We start from the raw sequence: 24207 nt of genomic DNA, 5'->3' as shown, positions 1-24207 counted from the left end.
GATGACGGTATTATCAGTCGAGAACTTATCTACTTATTTTAAAACGGACAAAGGTATTGCGAAAGCTGTAGAAAATGTCTCCTTTACCGTTGAAGAGGGGGAGATGCTTGGCTTAATTGGTGAATCGGGATGTGGAAAAACTACTGTTGCTCAATCTATCTTAAGGTTAATAGAGTACCCTGGAAAGGTTGTATCAGGAAGCGCAAAACTAAATGGAATTGATTTATTAAAAGCAACAGAATCAGAATTATATAAATTAAGATGGAAAGAGATTTCAGTGATCCCGCAAAGTGCAATGAATGCATTAAATCCCATTTATACAGTAGGGGATCAAATAATTGAAGCAATAATGCTTCATGAGGATATAAAAAAATCAGAAGCTATTCTTAGAGCAAAAAAAATGTTAGAGCTAGTTGGTATTGATGGGGACAGGTGGAAAAGTTATCCTCATGAATTCAGCGGTGGAATGAAACAAAGGGTAGCCATTGCGATGGCATTATCTTGTAACCCTAAACTAGTAATCTCTGATGAATCGACAACAGGTTTAGATGTGTTAACACAAGCACAAGTTATTGCACTTATAAAGGACTTACAAAAGAAGATGAATACTTCAGTAATTATCATATCGCATGATTTACCAATGGTAACAGCGATTTGCGATAAAATAGCTATAATGTACGCAGGAAATATAGTGGAATGGGCTACAACTGAAGAAATAATAAAAAATCCAAAACATCCGTATTCTCAAGCTCTTTTAAAAGCGACCCCTGATTTAGCAGAACCAGATAGAGAAGTAGTTTCAATTCCAGGAAGTGTACCTGACCTTGTTAATTTCCCTAAATCCTGCCGTTTTCATACTCGTTGCCCTCACGCTTTTGTACGATGTCTTCAAGAATCACCAGATTTAGTTGAGGTTAAGCCTGGCCATTTTTCAGCTTGTTTTTTAGAGGGGGAGGAAAATGAGTAATTCAGTACTTCTAAAAGTTAACGATTTGAAAAAGACATTTGTGAAAAAAACAGGTCCATTTTTAAAGAGAAAAATTACGAATGTTTATGCAGTAAATAATGTTAGCTTTAAAATCCACAAAGGAGAAACTCTTGGCATTATTGGGGAAAGCGGCTGTGGTAAAACAACAACAGCGAGAATGGTTATGCGTTTAATGCAGGAAACTAGTGGAGAAATTTGGTTTGATGGAAGAAATCTCTGTACTTTAAAGGAAGCAGAAACTAATCGGATTAGAAGTAAAATGCAGATGATTTTCCAAGACCCTTATGACACCTTAAATCCTGGAATGAGAACACTAGATATTCTTATGGAACCAATTAATGCTCATGAAAAGGCCTTACCATACAGTAAAAAACTCGAAATAGTCAAGGAAGCAATTGAATCCATAGGGTTAGTGCCAGCAGATGACTATATGTACCGTTACCCACATCAATTAAGTGGAGGACAAAGACAGAGAATTGCCATAGCGAGGGCAATCATTTTAAAACCATCCTTTATTGCAGCAGATGAACCCACTTCAATGCTGGATGTATCTGTGAGGGCTGGAATACTTAATTTATTATTAGAATTTAAGAAAAAAATGGGTTTAACTATGATGTTTATTACACATGATTTAACAACAGCTAGTTATATGTGTGATCGGATTGCAGTTATGTATCAAGGTAGAATCGTTGAAATAGGACCAACAAAGAAAATAATCCAGCGTCCCTCACATCCCTATACAAAATCACTTGTCTCTGTAGTTAAAGATCTTAACAATTTTATTGAAAATAGAGAGAAATTGATACTCGATGGCGAAGTGGATGCTACGAAGAATAATGTGGGTTGTCCTTTTGTATCGAGGTGCCCACACCAAGAAAGTGTTTGTCATACGAAATATCCTGAACTTGAACTAGTGGATTCAGGACATTCTGTCTCTTGTCACTGCCATTCAGAATTACTTGAAAAACATCATAAGTGATAGTTATACTTTAATAGGTTAATAAGAAATAGAATATATACATTCTTAGCATAATAGGATTATTGAATATCCAAAAAATTAATAAATAATGATGTTTTGACGAGGGAGGAAACTAAATTGACAATTGATTTAGAACATGGGAATAGCCTCTTATCAGCAGAAGAAGGATGTTGCTCACCTTTAAGTGATAGAAAAAGCCACCATTCTGATAGAGTTAAGAAGAATTTAATTTCAAGATTGAACCGCATAGAAGGTCAAGTTCGTGGGATTAAAGGATTAATCGAAAAAGATACTTATTGTGATGATGTTATAACACAGATTTCTGCAACTCAATCTGCACTAAATAGTGTTGCAAAGATTCTTTTGGAGGGTCATTTAAAAGGGTGTGTTGTTGATCGACTTCAAGAAGGGGATACGGAAGTTTTGGATGAAGTCATAATAACAATTCAAAAATTAATGAAAAAATAATGAGATGGTTAATTCGATACTAAAATGGTCAAAAAGAAATATTGTCTTTTCTGATTGACCTTCTATTACGCAATGTGCCTTAGTTTAAGATCAAAACTAAAAATAAAAGAGTTCTTATAACATAGATTATGAGAACCGAACATACTAAAGAAAAAGGCTACCAGAGAAGCGAGGTAGCCTTGACCCAACATTCGAGTGAGAACAATACATTAAAATTTCCAGTATATTTCTAGCTAATCTAAGTTAGCGAATCACGGTAAGTTTCGCGAGCAAAAATAGTAGATATAATACTTAATATTCCAAGAATACTTAAGTACACGGCGATTGGCCAGCTTTGACCGTCGAATTCCGCTAGTAGATAGGTAGCGATAAGCGGGGAGAATCCACCTGCAAGAATAGCTCCTATTTGGTAACCAATTGAAGCACCACTTAGGCGTACCTTAGTACCAAAAAGTTCAGAGAAATACACTGCTTGAGGGCCATAAACAGCATCATGTAAAATATTCAATCCAATTATAATCGCAATTGTAATTAATAATACAGATCCTGTGTTCATCATCCAGAAAAATGGAAACACAAACAGAGTTGAAGCGATAGTACCAAACATGTAAACAGGTTTTCGTCCAATCTTATCCGATAAATGCGACCAAAGAGGGAGGGTGGCTAATCCAATAACGGATGAAATCATAACGGCATTTAATCCAACAGAGTTATCCATTTTCAGTGTGGTGGCAATGTAGCTAAGAACAAATACTGTATATATATAAAACACAGCGTTTTGCAATAGCTTCATACCGATTGTCTGGAACAAAGGCTTTTTCTGTTCAAGAAGTACTGTTTTCACAGGACTTTTTTCTTGTTGATTTTTAGTAGCTACTTCTAGGAATACTGGTGATTCGCTCACTTTTAATCGAACATAGAGACCTACCACAACTAATAAAGCACTCAATAAGAATGGAACACGCCAACCCCACACCAAAAATGCTTCAGGTGACATGGTGTTGGATGTGATTGAAAACGCAATGGTGGATAATAGTAACCCAGCAGGTACCCCCATTTGAGGAAAACTTCCAAAAAGTCCTCTCTTATTAGGTGGAGCGTGTTCTACCGACATTACAACCGCTGCACCCCATTCACCTCCAACTGCAAAGCCCTGCACAATGCGTAATAGACTTATTAATATCGGAGCTAATAAGCCAACTGAACTATATGTTGGTAATACACCCATTAAAGTGGTAGCTATCCCCATTAATAAGAGGGACATCGTTAGCATTTTTTTTCGTCCGATTTTGTCTCCAAAATGACCAAAGATCATACTTCCAAGTGGACGAGCGATAAAGCCTGCAGCATAGGAACCAAATGCAGCTAATGTTCCAATTAATGGATCTAGATTTGGAAAAAATATCATAGGGAAAACTAGTGCAGCTGCTGTACCATAAAGATAAAAATCGTACCATTCAATAGTAGTACCCATGAAGCTCGCCATTGCTACTTTCTTTTGTTCCTGAGAGAGACCTTGATTTTTGTTCTTCATCATTCATTTACCTCCTTGTATTTTTATTGGTCAGTTTTACCTCATTTGCACAAAAGTCAAGAGTTCTTATTTGCTAATTTACATAGAGTTTTTTTAGAAAGATACCATACATTATTGCAGTTTATATAGGAGACATCCGTTGCAAAATTAATCCAAAAAACTCGTAGAGACTCAGCCCTCCATTTTGATCATTTATTCCTCCTCCTTAATGCTTTAATAAAAGATTAAACAAATCCAAGTAGTAAATTTTGGAGATAAACTTGAGATAGATATTTTCTGATATATAAATTCTAATCTCTTATTAAATCATTCAATTTAATGATTGATTAATTTATATGTCAGTAAATTTTGAATATTCTTTTCACTTAAACGTGACAGAGATACAAAAAAATCTTCATCACAAAAATTTATCTTGTTAGCGTTAAATAAATAGATATTTTTAAATTTTCTGAATTAAGATCCCTCATTTTAGCATAAATAGATAGCTCCCCTAATAATGTAATAACACAACTATTCAATTGAATCATTTAATAATTATCAAAACTCGGGTTACACTTAATGAATTTAGTAGCTAACAAGGAGGTACGTGATGATTTTAGAAAATGTGAAAAATAAGCCAATCATTCTTTGGGAGCCTGATGATAAATGGATTAGCAATGCGAATATGACTGCATTTGCGAAGCGGGTAAGTATGTGGCCGATTCAGTATGACCGGTTTCACAAATGGTCGTATGCATATCCAACGGAATTTTGGTCAGCAATTTGGGATTATACAGGAATAATTGGGGTGAAAGGCAATGATATTCTAGTTCGGCCTAATGACGGAAAAATGCTCGGAACGAGATGGTTTCCACAGGCAAAACTAAATTTTGCCGAGAATCTATTACGTGGAGATGGAAAACGTCAGGCAATTATTGAGGCAACAGAAGATGGGGTTACCCGCACCTTAACAATGGAACAGCTTCGTACTATGGTTGCAAAAGCGCAAACAGGCTTACGTTCAATTGGTGTTGGAAAAGGAGACCGAGTTGCTGGGATTGTCGCCAATGGAATTGAAGGGCTCGTTGGTTTACTAGCTACGGCCTCCTTAGGAGCGATTTGGACGACGTGTTCACCTGATTTTGGTCCTCAAGGAATAGTTGATCGTATCGGTCAGGTTAAACCAAAGGTCCTTATTGCTTCGTTAAGCTATCAATATAATCGTAAAAAATTTGACCTTAATGAGAAGATTCAAGAAGTGTTAGGAATGATGGAAGGAATCTCTACGATTGTGACATTAGAGACGGCTCAATTTTTGCTTGAAGATAAAAATGTAAACGTTATCAACTGGAGTGAGTTAACTCAAAATGGTGCAACAGACCCACAGTTTGAACAAGTTGACTTTGATTCCCCACTCTATATTCTTTATTCATCTGGTACGACAGGACTACCAAAAGCAATTGTTCATTCTGTAGGCGGCTCGTTACTAAAGCATGTTACTGAACATCAATTGCACTGTGATGTGAAACCTGGAGATGTGATGTTTTGGTATACCAATAGCGCTTGGATGATGTACCATTGGTTGGTTTCTGGCCTGGCGAGTGAGGCAACTCTATTACTCTATGACGGTGCGGCAGTTCTTAGGGATGATCTAGGATTTTTGTGGAAAATTGCAGAAGAAGTCGGTTTAAACCACTTCGGATTAAGTCCAAAGTTTCTAGACATATTGATGAAGAGTTCCTATGATGTTCAAAATTTACATGACATGAGTCATTTACGAAGTGTGTTTTCCGCTGGAGCGCCTGTTTCACCGGAACATTTTGAATGGGTTTATGAAAATATTAAAAAAGATATGTTGTTTGCCTCATGTTCTGGTGGAACTGAAATATTAGGATGTTTTGTTATGGGCTCACCGTTACACCCAGTTCGCAAGGGGGAAATTACATGTAAAACACTTGGAATGGCAGTTGATGTCTTGGACGAACGCGGTGCATCTGTTCTACATCAAAAAGGAGAATTAGTTTGTACTGAACCTTTTCCAAGCATGCCGATTACCTTCTGGGGGGAGGGTGGAGACGAACGCTATTTCGATACGTATTTTGCAGAACGAGATGGAATTTGGGTTCATGGTGATTTAGCAGAACAAACGATTAATGAAACAGTAATTATATATGGCCGTACGGATACAACTCTAAAGCCTGGCGGTGTACGCATAGGTACTGCAGAAATCTATCGTGTTATCGATCAATTCTCTGAAATTCAAGATTCCATTGTGTTTGGAATGAAGATTGATGGAGATGAAGAGGTAGTGTTATGTCTTGTTATGGAGGAAAAGATGACTTCAGAGTTTGTTAAACAACTTCGTCAAGATATACGTATGAAGGCATCTCCAAGACATGTCCCAAAACGAATTTATCAAGTGCAGGAGATCCCGTATACCTTAAATGGAAAAAAGGTTGAAGGGGCGGTTCGTTCGGTTGTTGCAGGAAAACCTGTGAAAAATAAAGGGTCAATCATTAATCCAGGCTGTTTAAGTGAATATGAAAATCTATCTGTGAGGGAATTTTTATGATATTGAAAAAACGTGAACCACTAGCAGCGGTTGTTGGAATTGGGGAGCTGAAGCCTGTTAGGTACACAGAAGGTAAGACAACTTTGGGGATGATCGCCGAAACAGTAAAATTAGCGGTTGAAGATGCTGGACTTGAAAAAGATGCAATTGACGGGTTATTAGTTGGACCTCAAGTGGGTGAAACACCTCAGCATGTCCCGGCTACTGTAGTCGAGTACTTAGGAATTAAACCAAAAATGTCGAACGTTGTTGATCTTGGTGGTGCATCAGGAGCTGGAATGCTTTGGCGAGCAGCGGCAGCGATACGTATGGGTATGTGTGAATCGGTTGTCTGTGTGCTGGCAAATACAAATGAAAGAGTGAAAACAGGTCCAAGGTCGCCAAACCGAAATCCAATTCGTGAATTTGATGTTCCATTTGGCGCTTCAGGTGCAAATACTTCCTATGCATTGCTAAAGCAACGTCATATGGCAGAGTATGGCTCTACACAGGAACATTTTGCACAAATTGCTTACTGGGCTCGCCATAATGCACAAAACAACCCGCAAGCCATTTTTTACGGAAAACCAGCAACTGTTGAAGACATTTTAAATTCACCGATGATTGTTGATCCACTTCATTTATTTGAAATTGTCATGCCAGTTGCAGGGGGAGCCGCATTTGTTGTAACATCTGTTGAAAATGCAAATAGGTTACCCAGACCAACTATTTACTTATACGGAGCTGGCGAAAAAATAACGCATCGTGCTGTTAGCCAGTCACCTCCACTAGCGGATTCACCTTTTAAATTTGCGATTGCTCAAGCATTACAGCAGGCAAATGTGAGTGTTAAGGAAATGGATTTACTGTCTTTATATGATTGCTACACAAGCGTTGTCGCGAATCAAATTGAAAATACAGGGCTTTGTGAGCCTGGACAATTTGGCGAGTGGATGAAGGATCAGTCATTTGATCATCATGGTAATTTTCCATTAAACACACATGGAGGTCAGCTTGGCTTTGGTCAGGCGGATTTAGCAGGAGGGATGTCACATATTATTGAAGCCGTTCGTCAGCTTAGGCACGAGGCACATGGGCGACAAATTCCAAATGCACGACTTGCATTAGTGACAGGAAACGGTGCTACGATGAGTGAAATTACGGCATTAGTATTGGGGGCTTAAATCATGACGGTAGAGTATCAACGTTTATCGGTTCCGGGGCCAACAGTAACACCAGTTTCTGAGCCATTTTGGAAAGCTATTGCAAGGAAGGAATTCATTTTACAAAAATGCTCAGACTGTGAGGAGTTTGTTTTTTACCCTCGCTCACACTGCCCATTTTGTTGGAGTGAAAATCTAAACTGGAAAAAGGTGTCTGGGAAAGGACGATTAAAGACTTGGTCTATTGTGCATAAACCCGGACACCCTGGTTGGAACATTGCAATTCCGTATATGGTGGGATTAGTAGAGTTAGAGGAAGGACCAACAATGCTTAGTCATTTATTAATTGATGATCCGCAAAACCTTGAAATCGGCTTACCCCTACAGGTTCATTTTCAAAAATGTGGGGAGCATTATTTACCTTTTTTTAAATAAGTGAGGGGTGGTATTCCATGAAAAAAGCAGTTTTACTTGATGGCTGTCGAACTCCAATTGGTCGATTTATGGGGGCTTTATCTGAAAAAACTGCGGTAGACCTTGGTGCGACCGTTGTCACAAAGCTTCTCGAGCGAGTCCCTGAGGTGAAAATTGATGAGGTCATCCTAGCTCAAGTCATTCAAGCGGGGCAAGGACAAAATCCTGCCCGACAAGTGGCTGTAAAGTCTGGCTTAGATTTAACAATCCCTGCGATAACATTAAATAGTGTCTGTCTTGCAGGGTTAGCGACAGTAGCCGATGCGGTACGGAGAATTGAGAGAGGAGAAGGGGAAACCTACATTGTCGGCGGTTTTGAGTCAATGACAAACGCCCCGCACACATCTGTGATTCGCCACCAACAAAAGATAGGGAATGTCTCCTTTTACGATACATTGAATGACGGACTTTGGTGCTCACTTTCAGACCAGTCGATGCTTGGGATTGCCGAAAAATCAAATGCTGAGTTGAATATTACGAGAGAAGAACAAGACCGCTATGCCGAAACTTCTCAAACGCGTGCAACAAATGGGCAGAAAAAAGGACTATTTGAAGACGAAATTGTGACAGTGGAAAATCTTCTACAAAAGGACGAAGGAGTAAGGCCAGGGACGACGTTTGAAAAATTAACCAAACTGAAACCAATCGAAGCCAGAGGCACCATCACAGCCGGAAATGCCAGCCAAATGTCAGATGGCGCAAGTGCAGGAATTGTTACAACTCTAGAAATCTCTGAGAAAATCGGAGTCAAACCGCTAGCAACAATAATAGATTGGGCAACTGTGTCAGGTCCTGATACTTCGTTACATCTTCAACCGGCTAATGCGATTCAAGCATTGCTCAATCGCACGGGATTAAAGCTCTCCGATATCGATTTATTTGAAATCAACGAAGCCTTCGCAGGAGTGGTCATCGCAAGTCAAAAGAAATTAGGTCTGTCGATGGATGTGGTCAATGTCAATGGTGGTGCCATCTCAGTTGGGCATCCACTTGCAGGTAGTGGTTTCCGTCTTTTACTGACATTAGCCTATGAATTAAAACGCCGAGGTGGAGGACGTGGAATCGCTACTCTCTGTGGTGGCGGAGGTCAAGGAATGGCAATTCTAATCGATGTTTAACAATTTTTTAAAGGAGTGTTTTGAGATGAGCGAAGCGAAAAACATGAATGGGTGGACGAAATGCCGTTTTGATCAACCTAAAGTAGGAGAATACTCGGAAATTGTTAAGGAAATTAGTTTAGCAGATATTGAACTTTTTAGTGCGATGACGGGTGACCGAAATCCACTTCATACTGACAAAAAAGCGGCTGAAGCTTCACGATTTGGCGGGTTGATTGTACAAGGTGGCGTGACTACCGGTATTTTAAATGCCATTGTTGCTGAAAATCTCCCTGGTCCAGGTTCTGTCTTTTTAACCGTACAATGGGATTTTAAAAAGCCAGTCTATGTGGGCGATACGATTACGGGGAAGGTTGAGATACTTGAAGTACGGGATGATAAACCAATATGTAAAATCAAAACTACGGTACGTAATCAAAATGATGAAATATGCCTAGAGGGTACGGCGGTCACGTATACTGCTGCATTGGATGAGTAAGAACGACTCTTTCGAATACGGAAAAAGTCACACTACAAAGTTACTGTTGTTATCACTTGCCATGCTAGGCACAATGACAACTTGGTTTTCGATGACGGCGGTTCTTCCAACTTTAATGGATATATGGGATTTGAACAGCAATAAGGTAAGCTATATTACCATTATGGTCAATTTAGGGTTTATTGTGGGGTCCCTGGTCTCAGCATTTATAAATCTACCCGATCGAATCCAGCCACATATTTTATTCTATTGGTCAGCAGTGCTAGCGGGAGTCTCAACCATTTTAACAGCTTTACTTGCAAATAGTTTGATGGTTGCATTGATTTTCCGTTTTATCACGGGAATTGCCTTGTCCGGTGTATATGGACCAGGTCTGAAGCTTGTATCGACTTGGTTTCGTCTTCGGCGTGGGACAGCGTTGGGGCTAGTCGTAGGGGCACTTACGATTGGCTCGGCTGGTCCCCATTTATTCAAAGGAATTGGAATTTCTTCATGGGAACTGGTTTTAACTATAACAGGTTTTTTATCCATTTTATCCGGAATCTTAATACTTTTTGTGAAGATAGGACCTTACCCACTGCCACTAGGTAATTTTGATCCAAAAGCCATTCTACGTGTTTTCAAAAATCATAAGGTACGCCTTGCAAACTTCGGTTACTTTGGCCATATGTGGGAGCTTTACGCGATGTGGTCCTGGTTTGGCTTATTTTTATCAGAAAGCTTTAAAGCAAGTGGGATGAGTAACTTTTCCTCAGCGGCTTCAATGGTTACATTTGTTGTTATTGGGTCGGGATTTTTTGGTGCATGGTTTGGAGGTGTATCTGCCGATCGAAATGGTAAGGAAAAAGTGACATTATGGTCATTAGGGGTTTCTGGAACAATAACACTTATCATTGGATTTTTCTTCGGTAGTTCTCCTTGGATTATTGCCATATTGGGTATCATCTGGGGAGTGAGTATTATAGCGGACTCAGCTCAGTTCTCAGCGCTCATCACCGAGCATGCCGACCAACGTTATGTCGGTTCATCTTTAACAGTTCAATTGGCCATAGGGTATATCCTTACAATCGTTGTTATTTTTCTCATACCTTTTATAGAATCAATTATTGGTTGGAAATATACGTTTTTAATTCTATTACCTGGACCAGTTCTCGGATTCCTTTCGATGTACCGATTACATCGGATAAAAACTAGAGTTGCAATGAGTGATCAGGATAAAAGGGGGGGGGCTAGGAATTTCTATCAAAAGACTAAGTAGTTTTTATAGTAAGTTAATGGTGAATCATTATGAAAAAACAATATTATAGAAGATTTTTATCAATCTAGTAATAAAGTTAGGACCATCATAGTAGATATATTAGAAAGGGGGGATAAATTTCGACGGTTATTATGAATAAAAGAGAATTTAATGATACAATCTATTATTATTTTTCAAAGGTAGGAAAGGCATTAACGAGTCCAAAACGAATGGAGCTTTTAGACTTGTTGACGCAAGGCCCAAAAACAGTCGAGGCGTTGTCTAATGAAACGGAGATGAGCATCGCCAATACATCACAGCATTTACAGGTTTTATTGGATGTAAAACTAGTGAAATTTCGAAGGCGAGGCAACTTCATGGTCTATTCGTTAGGGAATACGAAAGTATGTGAATTAGTGCAATCCCTGCAAAAGGTAACAGAAGACCGCTTTGATGAAGTGCGCCAGCTGCGAATGGATTTTATAGTAAGGTCAAAAGAAATAGAGAGTTTAGAAATAGAGGAATTTTTAGAAGAATATAACAAGAAGGATATTGTGGTCGTCGATGTTCGCCCGGAAACCGAGTATAATGCATCACATATAGAAGGTGCGATTTCGATTCCTTTTGATTCAATCAAGGACCAAGTTTCTAAACTTCCAAAGGAAAAAGAAATTATCGTATATTGTAGAGGCTTTTATTGTGTATACGCTACAGAAGTCGTTCAATATTTAGTTTCTAAAGGATACAAAGCTAAACGTCTAAATCCCGGTATCCAGCATTGGAAAAAGAAGTTTAATTGAATAAATAGATTGCATTACACTAAAGTGAAAAACAGTTGTATGAAAAATAGTAGCTATTAGATCAAGGAATCTACCAAATTATTAAAAAATTATGCAATATTAAATTGCAAAAGTGTTGTACTAACTAGAAATTTTCAGCGTATAAGTTATTTTACTTTTTACAAATGAAAAATGTAAAATAAGGTTTTCCGACACATTTTCGACACCGACCAACCATTATTAATTTGATGGTTGGTAAATTTAACACTTTAATAGTCAGAATATAATCAATATTATGATTTATAATACACTTAAATTTAAAACCATTTTAAAATTCTAGTTAAATCTACAAAAATAACTTGAAAATTGCATGTGGAATTAAATTTATCAAAAAGGAGTTGGGAAATTTTGATTAAAAACCAAATTCAGGTCAAGCACCCATTGGAACCGTTAACAGCGGATGAAATTAAACTTGCCACAAAAATACTTAAAGAGAAAAATGGGATTAAGGAGAATTATCGTTTTGCTAATGTATCATTAAAAGAACCGCCAAAGGATGTTGTTTTAAATTATACTCAAGGTGATTCTTTTGATCGTGAAGTGTTTTTTGTACTCCTAAATAATTCGGAGAATAAAACCTATGAGGCTGTCGTCTCACTAAACCAACAAAAAGTCGTATCATGGACTTATATTCCAGGTGTACAACCTAATATTATGCTAGACGAATTTTTTGAGTCGATGGAGGTAGTGAAAAATAATCCGGAAATGCAAGCGGCATTATTAAAGCGAGGAATTAAAAACCTTGATCTCCTCATGGCCGATCCATGGTCAGCAGGTGACTTTGGTCATGAAGATGAAGTAGGTGCTCGCCTTGTCCGTGTGCTTTTATGGTATAAAACATCCAAGACTGATAATGGCTATGCTCGTCCAATTACGGGACTCTATGCCATGGTTGACCTCAATAAAATGGAAGTTGTAAAAATTGTAGATAAAGAGATTATTCCTTTACCACCCACAGACGGTAATTATAATGCTGAAGGGGTTGAAAAATACAGAGATGATCTGAAACCACTGGACATTATTCAACCTAAAGGACCAAGTTTTAAAGTAAATGGTCATGAAATTGATTGGCAAAAATGGAAGATTCGATTTGGATTTAATGCCCGTGAAGGACTTGTTCTCCATACTGTTAGTTACAACGATAAAGGAGAAGATCGTCCAATTCTATATCGTGCTTCTCTATCGGAAATGGTCGTTCCCTATGGAACCCCTGAAGAACCTGCCGACCGAAATAATGCCTTTGATGCAGGAGAATATGGTATTGGGATGCTAGCAAATTCTTTAGAACTTGGTTGTGACTGTTTGGGTGTGATTAGATATTTTGATGCTGTTGTAACAAATAGCAAGGGAGAGCCTATTGTTATTCCAAATGCAATCTGTCTGCACGAAGAGGATAATGGTATTTTGTGGAAACATGAGGATTGGAGGACCGGACAGGTTGAAGTTAGACGTTCACGCCGCCTAGTCCTCTCCAGTATCTCAACTGTTGGAAATTATGAGTATGGATTCTACTGGAATTTTTATCAAGACGGAGCCATTGATTGTGAAATAAAGTTAACAGGTATTCTCCATACAATGGCTATTGCACCAGGAGAAACATCAAACTATGCGAGTTTCGTTGCTCCGCAATTGCTGGCACCTTATCATCAGCACGTATTTAATATCCGTTTGGATATGATGGTGGACGGAATAAATAATTCTGTTTACGAGGTGAACACTGAAAGTGATATTAAGGGTCCACATAATCCGTATAAAAATTCTTTCATTGCGAAATCTACACTTCTTAAGACGGAAGGTGAAGCAATGAGAAATATTAATTTAGAATCAGCACGAACCTGGAAAATAATTAACCCAGACAAGAAAAATATCGCTGGTGGCCATGTTGGTTACCGATTAGTAACGGGGGAAAATGGCTATCCTTTTGCACATAATGATTCTAGTATAATGCAGCGTGCTGGCTTTATGAAGAATCACTTGTGGGTTACTCCTTATCACCCTAATGAAAAATATGCAGGTGGAGATTATCCGAACCAGCATAAGGGTGGTGATGGGTTGCCAAAGTGGACTGAGGAAAATCGATCCATTGAAAATACTGATATCGTGGTGTGGTACAGTATGAACCATCATCATATTCCTCGCCCAGAGGATTGGCCAGTTATGCCGGTTCATAAAATGGGCTTTCGTTTAATACCTTATGGATTCTTTGATAAAAATCCTGCTCTTGATGTTCCACCTGCGAAACATCAGCAGGGATCACATTGTGGCCATAACTAACTTATTAGTAGGGATTATTTCATAATCCCTACTAGTTATCTTTCTAATAAAGGAGATTTAATGAGTTTGGTTGCGTATCCCATAAGAAGTACGTTAAAGGAAATTATTATTTTAGAGGGGGGTTCACCTTATGCGTAATTATCTTAAGCACTATATTAATGGGGAGTGGGTCGAATCAACTGGTTCAGAGACGATGGAAGTTCTTAATCCAGCGACCGAGGAAGTCTTAGGACATATTAGTCTTGGGACCAAAGAAGACCTGGATCGGGCTGTCAAAGCAGCTCGGAACGCCTTTCCAGCTTTTGCACAAACTTCCAGAGAATATCGAATAAATTTACTGGAGAGAATTGCAGACGAATATGAAAAACGTAAGAACGAACTGGTCGAGATCATTACAGAAGAGCTTGGTGCCCCACTTAAGCTCTCGGAAAGCTACCATTACTTGTTGGGATATGCCCATTTTAAACAAGCTGCTGAAATACTTCGAGATTATTCTTTTATAGAAAAACGCGGGAAATCTACGATTATCAAAGAGCCGATTGGCGTGTGTGGCTTGATCACACCATGGAACTTTCCGACTAACCAACCCTCAACTAAAATTGCGAGTGCGCTTGCAGCTGGCTGCACCATGGTTTTGAAACCGGCAGAAATCACTCCTTATGCGGCAATGATGTTTGCAGATATTTTTGAAGCTGCTGGTCTCCCGAAAGGGGTCTTCAATCTTGTTAATGGTACGGGTGAAGTAATTGGAAATGGCATAACTGCGCATCCGGACATCGATTTTGTCTCCTTTACTGGTTCAAATGTAGCTGGTCGTAAAGTGATGGAGAACGCGTCGAAAGATATTAAAAAAGTCTCGCTAGAATTAGGCGGAAAATCGCCGCTAATCGTACTAAAAGACGCGGATGTGGCAAAGGCAGCCAAAACTGCGGTCTCCAATATTTCTACTAATTCAGGCCAAGCTTGTATTGCAGCCACTCGCGTGATTGTTCCAAAAGAGATGAAAGCGCAATTCGAAGAGAAAGTGAAAGAGTTGGTTGCTGAATTAACCGTCGGTGACCCAAAACAAGACAATGAGGTTGGCCCGGTTGTCTCGAAAAAACAATGGGATCGTATTCAAGGTTATATTCAGAAAGGCGTAGATGAAGGTGCAACTATACTGACGGGTGGTACAGGTAAACCTGAAGGGCTGAATCAAGGTTATTTTGTAAAGCCCACCGTCTTTACGGATGTGCGTAATGATATGACGATTGCCCAAGATGAAATCTTCGGGCCGGTAACAACGATTATCACTTATGATTCACTCGACGAAGCGATCGAGATTGCAAACGATACCGTCTACGGTCTAGCGGGTTATGTCGTGGGTGTGGATCCCGAGGAATTAAAAAAAGCTGCTTCAGGCATCCGTGCAGGAATTATCATTGTCAATAATGCACCATTCGATTTCTCAGCACCTTTTGGCGGCTTCAAGCAATCTGGTATCGGACGCGAATGGGGCGACTTTGGTATAGAAGAATACCTTGAGCCTAAAGCTGTGATGGGGATACAATCCTAAGAAAAATAAAAAATTGAGACTGTGGTAAAACCTGAAAACGAAAAAAGAGTGGATGTAACAAAAATAAGTCGATGAACTTGCCCACTGTCAAGTGGAAAGTGGAAATAATAATAAGATTGGGACGGCTTTAACTCTATATTCTATAGGGTTAAGGCCGTTTAAAAAGGATACCTTTTATGAAATAATGTTATAGTTCATTATTAAAATTTAAAATTATTAAGATACATTGAATTAGTAGGTGCTAAGTTTTTTTTAATTAATTTCAAATAAAAATATAATCAGAAATTATTGACAATTCTAAATTGAACGTTTATATTTTAGGTAACTCAATTGAAAGCGTATTCAATGACAAAATAAATACGTATTCAAAAAACTATTTAATATCCATTTAACAAATACATTCTTTCAAAAATTTACCTTAATGGACTATTTGAAAAGCCTTGGGGATATTTTTTAGATATTTTTTGAATACGTATTCAAAACTAAGTTTTATTGTAAATTTACTTCTTACTAAACAGTTTGGGGAATCCCCCGAGATTCCAATATAAGAATACCTTTAGAGATTTAAATTAAATTAACAAAGGGAGTCTTGGAAAATTTAAAAATAAGCGGGAGGTTATATTTTGAGAAAGAATATTTGTGAACCAATCTCTTACAAGGAACAAACAAAAATTAATATTTTTGGAAAGGAGTATAATGTCTTAGATTTAACAAGAGAATTAAGTGATAAAATACCTGTTTATCCAGGACACGCGAAGACTTCACAATGGTGGCATCTAACTCATGAAGAGTGTGTGATGCGTCTTGGAGATACACCATTTGAAGGGTATGCTGTTAAAGGGTTGGTTACTTCAGATCATGTGTCTACACATGTTGATGCTATTTATCACTTTAACAAACATCGTCCCGATTTAACCATTGAAAAATTCCCAGTTGAACATATGTTTACATCCGCTGTTTGGATTGATGTTTCTTACGTTGGACCTGGTAAACATATTGAACTAGAGGATATAAAGAATGGCTTAGCAGCTGCTGGAGAAACGATAAAACCAGGTGACACATTGATGTATTATACTGGAATCTCTGAAAAATGGAATAATGCAGAAGCTTTTGTCACAGAATATCCAGGTTTAAGTGGAAAAGCAACGGATTGGATATTAGATCAAGGGGTAATCAACGTATGTACAGATGCGATTAGTACCGATTTACCGGGAGATATTACGTATCCAAATCATACAAGACATGGAGAAAGATTAGTAGTTCATACAGAGTTAATAGCAAATATGAATAAAATACCTCTACATCGATTTCAATTTATTATGACCCCTTTAAAACTAGTTAATGGTACTGGATGTCCAGTGCGAGCACTAGCACTTTGGGAGTAATATTTTGATGAAAGTAGAGAGCATGTTCAATCTTAACGGAAAAGTAGCAATAGTATCTGGGGCCAGTAAAGGAATTGGAAGAGAAATCTCAATCATGCTTGCGAGAGCCGGGGCAGATTTGGCTATTATTGCGAGGAGTAAAAACGAACTTAAAGAACTAGCTTCTGAGATTAAAAATACAGGTAGAAAGGCTCTTCCAATCTCCTTTGACCTTTTGGAAGTAGATCTAATCCCTGAAATGGTTGCAGAGATTTATAATCATTTTGGGAAGATTGATATTTTAGTAAATAATGCAGGAACGAATATTCCAAAGTCTGCATTAGAGGTTAAAGCTGAAGACTGGGATCGAGTCATGAATCTCAATTTAAGAAGTGTTTTTTTTCTGACACAGGCTGTTGGAAGGTACATGGTTGAAAGAAAAAAAGGGAAAATTATTAATATGTCCTCTCAAATGGCTTATGTAGGATATTATAAGAGGGCAGCTTACTGTTCAAGTAAAGGTGGTTTAATGCAACTAACGAGAGCTTTAGCTATTGAATGGGCAGAGCACAAAATTAATGTGAATTCAATTGCACCAACCTTTATTGAAACTCCTATGACAGGACCAATGTTTGAGGATAAAGAATTTTATAATGATGTAATAAGTAGGATTCCGCTTGGACGACTGGCTAAAGTCGGAGATCTTTACGGTGCTGTTTTGTTTTTATGCTCAGAATCATCAAATATGGTTACTGGACAAACAATCCCTATTGATGGTGGATGGACTGTTTGGTAGACAATTAATCTATTATACTCTTGATGTGCAGTACATAGGAGGAGGTACACATGGATGCTCTTATAAAATCGGTCAATTATCATGATTTTAGAATGCCTGAACTATTTCGATTTGGAGTTAATACATCTTATACTTTGAATAATGAAATAAGGAAGATGAATGCACAAAAGGTTGCTATCATCAGTGACAAAGGATTAGAAAAAGTTGGTTTAGTTGATAAAATTTTTGATCAAATTAAAGAATTACCTATTCAAATTGTAACTTTTACTAACATTGTAGGAGAGCCAACATTTGAAATCGTGAAGGAAGCAGTTACATTTGTAAATGATGAGGATTGTGATCTGATAATCGGTATTGGAGGCGGTAGTTCATTAGACGTGGCGAAAGCTGCAGCGGCTCTTTCAAAACATGAAGTGATCGAACCCTATTTAGCTGGTACACAAACTGTAGTTTCAAGATTAACACACTGCATCCTCTTACCAACTACATCGGGTACAGGATCTGAGGTTACAATGAATGCTATTTTTGGAGATACTCAAAATGAACTCAAGCGTGGAATAGTCAGTCCAGCATTTCTTCCTGATGTTGCTATCATTGACCCTGTATTATCACAATCTTGCCCACCTCGCGTAACGGCTGCCTCAGGAGTAGATGCTTTTACTCATGCAATCGAATCCTATATAGCAGTTAAAGCTACACCATTAACCAAAATATATGCTGAAAAGGCAATGAAACTGTTTCAAGCAAATATTACTAAAGCAGTCTTTCAGGGTAACGACCTTGCAGCAAGAGAGGGTATGAGCTGGGCAAGCGTATTAGCAGGTGTTTCATTAGCGAATGCTGGAGTAGGCGCTGTCCATGCATTAGCTTATCCTTTAGGTGGAAAGTATCAAATTGAGCATGGGATTGCAAATGCGTTACTTATGCCTTATGTGTTTGAGGTGACTGGTAAAGCTTGTATTGAAGAAATGGTTGACGTTGCTCGTTTACTTCAATTAGGTAATTTCGAAGCACAACCTCATCAAGCATTGAAGACAGTAGTAAATTACATGTATAAATTATTAGTTGATTTAGATTTACCTACTTCACTAAAGGCGTTAGGAATACCAGAGGAGACTCTGCCCAATCTTTCATCGCAAGCATCAAAGATTGACCGTTTGCTTTCAAATACTCCTTACGAATTAAATGAGCAAAAAATACTAGAAATCTATCAAAATGCATTTCATGGATTCAAATATTCGGTTTAGCTTGTCTTATTTATAGATTTTTGTCCTAAATTGATTTTTACTAACCAAATTGTAAAGGAGGATTTCATTGATAAGCTATAAAATGACTGTAGGTGGACAATGGTGTGGAGGTTCATCTTCATACGAACTCAAATCACCTTACGACAATGAAGTGATAGGATTGGTTCCTTCAGCAACTCCAATAGACGTTGATAAAGCTATCTCGTCAGCTGCAGAAAATGCCCATGTAATTGCAAATATGACTGCCTACGAACGTGCAGGAATATTGGAGAGGGTTTCTACTATATTAGAACGTAGAACGGAAGAATTTGCCCAAACGATGGCTAAAGAAAACGCAAAACCAATAAAAGCTGCACGAAGTGAAATTACTCGTGCAATCCAAACGTATAAATTTGCAGCTGAGGAAGCAAAACGTTTATCTGGGGAAACTATTCCTCTTGATGCTGCAAAAGGCGTTCAAAATCGATTTGCCTATACGAAACGAGAACCATTAGGAGTAATTGCTGCCATCACCCCGTTTAACTTTCCAGTTAATTTAGTAGCTCATAAACTTGGACCAGCAATTGCAGGTGGGAATTCCGTTGTACTCAAACCAGCTTCACAGACACCTTTAACTGCATTATTGACAGCAGAAGCTTTTGAAGAAGCAGGACTACCGCCAGGTGTTTTAAATGTTGTAACAGGAAAAGGAAGTGTAATTGGCGATGTTCTAGTGACCGATCCTCGAGTAAAAATGGTAACATTTACTGGAAGCTTGGAAGTGGGACTAGAAATAAAAAAAAAGGCAGGATTAAAAAGAGTCACACTAGAACTCGGCTCAAACGCTCCTGTAATTGTAGATAGTGTCACTGATTTAGATAAAGTGGCTGCCCGATGTGTAGAAGGTGCATTTAGTTATGCTGGACAAATTTGTATTTCTATCCAGCGAATTTATGTTCAAAAAGCATTATATGATTCCTTCCTTGATAAATTTGAAAAATATACTAAGAACCTAGTAATCGGAAATCCACTTTCTGAGAATACTGATGTATCAGCAATGATACATGAAAATGATGCTATTCGTATCTCCAAATGGGTAAATGAAGCTGAAAGAAATGGAGCAACTGTAGTAGTCGGGGGGAACAGAGATAGTTCTGTCTTTGAACCAACTATTTTAACGAATGTATCCACCGACGTTTCGATTTGTTGTAATGAAGCATTTGCGCCAATTGTAATTATTAATAAATATGTAGATTGGGAAGAAGCTATTGCACAGGTTAACAATTCTCAGTATGGACTCCAAGCGGGGGTGTTTACTACTGATTTGAAAAAGGCATTTGCCGCAGCAGATAGTATTCAATCAGGGAGCGTCCTTATTAATGATGTACCCACCTTCCGAGTAGATCATATGCCCTATGGAGGAGTAAAAAATAGTGGTATAGGAAAAGAAGGAGTCAGATACTCATTAGAGGAAATGACTGAACTAAAACTGATTGCAATAAACATACAATAAAGATATATACGAGCATAGGTAAAGTTTATTTTATTTTAATGCTTTTTATAAATTGCATATCAATATTTCAGAATATTTAAAATCCAACCTAAAAAACATTGACACTGCATACGATTGGAAGTTAAAATGAATACGTATTCTGAATGCGTTTTCAGAATACGTATTCAAATCACGAGAGGGTATAGTATGAAAAAAGTAACTGTAAATGATGTTGCAAAGAAAGCAGGAGTATCTCAAACAACTGTATCAAGAGTCCTAAACAATTTTCCTCAAATGAAGGAATCTACACGACAAAAAGTATTAAAGGCTATCAATGAATTAGGATACTCGCCAAATGAAATTGCAAGAAGCATGGTAAACAAAAAAACTAGAACAATTGGATTAATTGTAGGAGATATATCAAACCCCTTTTATGCAGAAGTCGCCAAGGTGATCATGGCCGAAGCAAGAAAGAGAGGTTATGATGTCATCATTACGGATACAGACTATGATAATGATATTTTTGAAAATAATGTCAGGACACTAACTTCAAAACAAGTTGATGGAATATTAATAGCTACCATTCATCATGAGGACACAATTGTAAATCAGTTAAATAATACCGGGTTTCCAATTGTTTATTTAAATCGAATACCTGAAAGAGAAGATATGCATTTTGTGTGTCTAGATGATGAAAAAGGCTCATCGATTGCAGTAGAACATTTAATCGACTTAGGACATACAAATATTGCCGTAACTACCTACCCATCAAGATTTGCAACTTATTATAAAAGACACCTCGCTTTTAAGAATGCGTTAATAAAATATGGAAATGAAGAAAATAAGCTAAATATTTATGATGGGGAATTCTCTTATGAAAATATCTATAATTTTGTTAAACAAGTACTTTCTTCCGAAAAAAAACCTACAGCATTCGTAACAACAACTGACCAACAAGCAATTTCAGTAATGGATTCAGTAAGTAAGCTTGGATATTCAGTTCCTGGGGATATATCAGTAGTTGGATTTGGCGATATTGGTATTGCTTCCCATCCCTATATTAATTTAACAACAATATCCGCCCAAAAAGAAGAAATGGGACGAATGGCATTAAATTCGCTAATAGAAATAATAGAGTCTAAATCTAACAGAGTTTCACCGGTTCAGGTTATGCTAGAACCCAAGCTGATAAAACGGAAAACGACTTCATTCTTATGTAACGAAAAAGCGAAAGAGGGGTTGGGGATTTTTGGGTAATCTATCCATGTTCGATTTAACTGGAAAGGTTATTGTAATAACTGGAGCGAGCAAAGGTATAGGGAAAGGTATAGCTTTGTCACTAGCCCGTGCTGGGGCAAAGCTTGTACTACTCGCAAGAAGTGAGGATGAACTGACTCAAACTGAGAGAGAAATAAGAGAGATTGGGTCAGAATCATTAGCTATAAGTATTGACCTCACCGCTATTCCTTGTATTTCAGGCTGTGTGGAGACGATAATCAATCACTTTGGTAAAATCGACATTCTTATAAATAATGCCGGCTTGCTCATACCTAAACCAGTCTTAGAAATTACAGAAGTGGATTGGGACCGTGTGATGGATATCAATCTAAAAAGTGTCTTCTTTTTAAGCAAAGAAGTTGGAAAACATATGATAAAAAATAAGTCAGGAAAAATTATAAATATGTCTTCCCAAATGGCATTCGTCGGATATTTTAACCGAAGTATATATTCTACTAGTAAAGGAGGTGTTACTCAATTAACTAAGGCATTAGCGATTGAATGGTCTCCATACAATATTACGGTGAATGCAATTGCCCCAACAGCTACTGAAACACAAATGACAAAGGAATTATATAAAGATCCAAAAATACTTAATGAGATCAAAAAACATATACCCCTTGGTAGAATAGGACAAATAGAAGATTTATTAGGTGCCTTTCATTTCCTGTGTTCAGAATCTTCTAACTTCATGACTGGGCAAACCATCATTGTCGATGGGGGCTGGACCTCAATATAATAGGATTACAAAAGAGCTGGATAAATCCGCCACAAATATACTGAATATTTCCAATAGACATTAAATTATGAAAAGGGTGATCAAAGTGGAAAAAATTGTAATTACAAGTGGTGTTAGAACTGCAATTGGAGCATTTGGTGGTTCTCTAAAAGATATTCCTTTATCTCAATTGGCTGCTATTGTAACTAAGGAAGCGATTCTACGGTCAAAGCTAGAAGTAACAGAAATTGATGAGGTGGTATTTGGCTCTGTAGGACAGATTGGAGAATCAGCCTATCTTGCAAGAATGGCAGCAATACAAGCAGGACTTCCAGTCGAAACGACAGCTTTGACGGTTAACCGGTTGTGTGCATCTGGATTACAGTCAATTATTAGTGGGACTCAATCAATACAAACAGGAATGTCCAATATCGTGGTATCAGGAGGGGCGGAAAACATGAGCCAACTTCCCTTCTTAGATTATGAAAGAAGATGGGGAAGGAAAATGGGCGAGGTTACAGTTAGAGATGCTTTAACTGAAATTTTATCAGATCCATTTGAAAAATATGCAATGGGTGTTACCGCTGAAAATGTAGCTGCAAAATACAATATTAGTAGGGATGAACAGGATGAATACGCATATCAAAGTCAGCATAAAGCAACTCAAGCTATTGAGAATGGAGCGTTTAAAAATCAAATTGTTTCGATTCAAGTTCCAATAGGCAGAGAAAAATATCAACAGTTTGATACAGATGAATACCCAAAAAATGCAACATCCTTAGAAAAGCTATCAAAGTTACGCCCAGTGTTTAGAAAGGACGGAAGTGTAACAGCAGGTAACTCTTCCGGTATTAATGATGCAGCATCAGCTCTAGTTTTAATGAAGGAATCTGAAGCTATTCAGAGAGGTATAAAACCTATGGTCTCCATCAAGAGCTATGCATTTTCTGGAGTAGAGCCAAGTATTATGGGCATTGGACCTGTTCCCGCTGTTAAAAAGGCCCTTGAAAAGGCAGGCTTATCACTTGATGATATCGGCCTGATTGAATCAAATGAAGCATTTGCTGCACAATGTCTAGCAGTCTCAAAAACTCTTAATTTTAATGATGATATCGTTAACGTCAATGGTGGTGCAATTGCTCTTGGACACCCAGTTGGAGCGACAGGCAATATCTTAGCAGTCAAGATCATGTATGAAATGGAACAACGCAATACTCGATACGGCTTGGTGACACTCTGTATTGGCGGAGGCCAGGGCTGCGCTGTTATTTTTGAAAAATATCAATAATCAATTGGAGGAGATTTAATGCAGATTATCAAGGAACATGAGGTAAAAGGAGATGTTTATACCGGTGAAAATGCAAGGGAGATAAAACATCTTTGTGCACCTTGGACATTAGGAGCAAAGCATGTATGGATGGGTGTTATTGACTACCAACCACATTGTACCAGTAATATGCATTCACATGAAGTCCAAGAAGAAGTGTTTTATTGTATCAGTGGAAAGGGTGCCATCATTGTAGATGGAGAACAGCAACCATTAGAGCCAGGGACTGTTGTTTATGTACCACCACTGAAGATGCACCAATTAATCAATAACAGTAATCAGGTCTTAAAAGTACTTTCAACGGTTTCACCGCCTTTCGAGCGAGAACAATATGAAAAAGATCACAAATTTAATGAGGAGGAATAAGAA

21 protein-coding genes are annotated in these 24207 nt (G+C 38.0%); 20 read left to right on the top strand and 1 reads right to left on the bottom strand.

Features of this window, described 5'->3' with window-relative positions; translation table 11 throughout:
• Nucleotide 1 precedes the first annotated feature (1 nt).
• The 3 genes from V7138_RS07765 to V7138_RS07755 all read left to right on the top strand — a co-directional run bounded on the left by V7138_RS07765 (nucleotide 2) and on the right by V7138_RS07755 (nucleotide 2435).
• Nucleotides 2-967: an ABC transporter ATP-binding protein gene (locus tag V7138_RS07765; protein WP_335395723.1), complete on the top strand. Its 966-nt coding sequence runs from the start codon at nucleotides 2-4 to the stop codon at nucleotides 965-967.
• Nucleotides 960-1967: an ABC transporter ATP-binding protein gene (locus V7138_RS07760; protein WP_335395721.1), complete on the top strand. Its 1008-nt coding sequence runs from the start codon at nucleotides 960-962 to the stop codon at nucleotides 1965-1967. The genes V7138_RS07765 and V7138_RS07760 overlap by 8 nt, the downstream gene beginning before the upstream one ends.
• Nucleotides 1968-2090: 123 nt before the next feature.
• Entirely contained in the window at nucleotides 2091-2435 is a 345-nt protein-coding gene (locus tag V7138_RS07755) for a metal-sensitive transcriptional regulator (RefSeq protein WP_335395821.1), read from the top strand.
• Nucleotides 2436-2673: 238 nt separating this feature from the next.
• On the opposite strand, the gene V7138_RS07750 is transcribed toward V7138_RS07755, so the two are convergent.
• On the bottom strand, nucleotides 2674-3972 hold the full coding sequence (locus V7138_RS07750) for an MFS transporter (protein WP_335395718.1): 1299 nt from the start codon (nucleotides 3970-3972) through the stop codon (nucleotides 2674-2676).
• Between the two features lie 586 nt (nucleotides 3973-4558).
• Between V7138_RS07750 and V7138_RS07745 the strand changes: the two genes are divergently transcribed.
• From V7138_RS07745 to V7138_RS07665, 17 genes are all read left to right on the top strand, one after another.
• Entirely contained in the window at nucleotides 4559-6520 is a 1962-nt protein-coding gene (locus V7138_RS07745; RefSeq protein ID WP_335395715.1) for an acetoacetate--CoA ligase, read from the top strand.
• Complete coding sequence (locus V7138_RS07740) at nucleotides 6517-7683, top strand: thiolase family protein (protein WP_335395712.1); 1167 nt, start codon at nucleotides 6517-6519, stop codon at nucleotides 7681-7683. The genes V7138_RS07745 and V7138_RS07740 overlap by 4 nt, the downstream gene beginning before the upstream one ends.
• A 3-nt stretch (nucleotides 7684-7686) precedes the next feature.
• Nucleotides 7687-8097 (top strand): Zn-ribbon domain-containing OB-fold protein, encoded by a 411-nt coding sequence (locus V7138_RS07735; RefSeq protein WP_335395710.1) that lies wholly within the window; start codon nucleotides 7687-7689, stop codon nucleotides 8095-8097.
• 17 nt (nucleotides 8098-8114) lie between these two features.
• Entirely contained in the window at nucleotides 8115-9254 is a 1140-nt protein-coding gene (locus V7138_RS07730; RefSeq protein ID WP_335395707.1) for an acetyl-CoA C-acyltransferase, read from the top strand.
• Nucleotides 9255-9279: 25 nt separating this feature from the next.
• Nucleotides 9280-9732 (top strand): MaoC family dehydratase, encoded by a 453-nt coding sequence (locus V7138_RS07725; RefSeq protein WP_335395704.1) that lies wholly within the window; start codon nucleotides 9280-9282, stop codon nucleotides 9730-9732.
• Nucleotides 9725-10990 (top strand): MFS transporter, encoded by a 1266-nt coding sequence (locus tag V7138_RS07720; protein ID WP_335395702.1) that lies wholly within the window; start codon nucleotides 9725-9727, stop codon nucleotides 10988-10990. The genes V7138_RS07725 and V7138_RS07720 overlap by 8 nt, the downstream gene beginning before the upstream one ends.
• A 131-nt stretch (nucleotides 10991-11121) precedes the next feature.
• Nucleotides 11122-11769 (top strand): metalloregulator ArsR/SmtB family transcription factor, encoded by a 648-nt coding sequence (locus V7138_RS07715; RefSeq protein ID WP_335395699.1) that lies wholly within the window; start codon nucleotides 11122-11124, stop codon nucleotides 11767-11769.
• A 387-nt stretch (nucleotides 11770-12156) separates the two neighbouring features.
• The gene (locus tag V7138_RS07710; RefSeq protein ID WP_335395696.1) at nucleotides 12157-14082 is read left to right on the top strand and encodes a primary-amine oxidase; all 1926 of its coding nucleotides are present in this window, start codon (nucleotides 12157-12159) and stop codon (nucleotides 14080-14082) included.
• A gap of 130 nt (nucleotides 14083-14212) precedes the next feature.
• Nucleotides 14213-15637, top strand: a complete 1425-nt coding sequence (locus V7138_RS07705) for an aldehyde dehydrogenase family protein (protein ID WP_335395693.1) — start codon at nucleotides 14213-14215, stop codon at nucleotides 15635-15637.
• A gap of 623 nt (nucleotides 15638-16260) precedes the next feature.
• A complete protein-coding gene (locus V7138_RS07700) occupies nucleotides 16261-17022 on the top strand; it encodes a cyclase family protein (RefSeq protein ID WP_335395691.1) in 762 nt (253 codons plus the stop codon).
• A 7-nt stretch (nucleotides 17023-17029) separates the two neighbouring features.
• Nucleotides 17030-17797 carry an SDR family NAD(P)-dependent oxidoreductase gene (locus V7138_RS07695; protein ID WP_335395688.1) on the top strand — a complete coding sequence of 256 codons (768 nt, stop codon included), beginning with the start codon at nucleotides 17030-17032 and terminating at the stop codon, nucleotides 17795-17797.
• Between the two features lie 50 nt (nucleotides 17798-17847).
• Nucleotides 17848-19044 carry an iron-containing alcohol dehydrogenase gene (locus V7138_RS07690; RefSeq protein WP_335395686.1) on the top strand — a complete coding sequence of 399 codons (1197 nt, stop codon included), beginning with the start codon at nucleotides 17848-17850 and terminating at the stop codon, nucleotides 19042-19044.
• 82 nt (nucleotides 19045-19126) lie between these two features.
• The gene (locus tag V7138_RS07685) at nucleotides 19127-20536 is read left to right on the top strand and encodes an aldehyde dehydrogenase family protein (protein ID WP_438824327.1); all 1410 of its coding nucleotides are present in this window, start codon (nucleotides 19127-19129) and stop codon (nucleotides 20534-20536) included.
• A gap of 186 nt (nucleotides 20537-20722) precedes the next feature.
• Nucleotides 20723-21772, top strand: coding sequence for a LacI family DNA-binding transcriptional regulator (locus V7138_RS07680; protein WP_335395680.1), 1050 nt, complete (start codon nucleotides 20723-20725; stop codon nucleotides 21770-21772).
• A complete protein-coding gene (locus V7138_RS07675; protein ID WP_335395679.1) occupies nucleotides 21765-22532 on the top strand; it encodes an SDR family NAD(P)-dependent oxidoreductase in 768 nt (255 codons plus the stop codon). The genes V7138_RS07680 and V7138_RS07675 overlap by 8 nt, the downstream gene beginning before the upstream one ends.
• An 85-nt stretch (nucleotides 22533-22617) precedes the next feature.
• The gene (locus V7138_RS07670) at nucleotides 22618-23799 is read left to right on the top strand and encodes a thiolase family protein (RefSeq protein ID WP_335395678.1); all 1182 of its coding nucleotides are present in this window, start codon (nucleotides 22618-22620) and stop codon (nucleotides 23797-23799) included.
• A gap of 18 nt (nucleotides 23800-23817) precedes the next feature.
• On the top strand, nucleotides 23818-24204 hold the full coding sequence (locus V7138_RS07665) for a cupin domain-containing protein (protein ID WP_335395675.1): 387 nt from the start codon (nucleotides 23818-23820) through the stop codon (nucleotides 24202-24204).
• The last annotated feature ends 3 nt before the right edge of the window (nucleotides 24205-24207 follow it).

It is taken from the genome of Bacillus sp. JJ1533, assembly GCF_036965045.1.
GTDB lineage: Bacteria > Bacillota > Bacilli > Bacillales > Bacillaceae_L > Ferdinandcohnia.
Note: the sequence above shows the minus strand (reverse complement) of the source record. Positions and strands in the feature narration are given on the sequence as shown.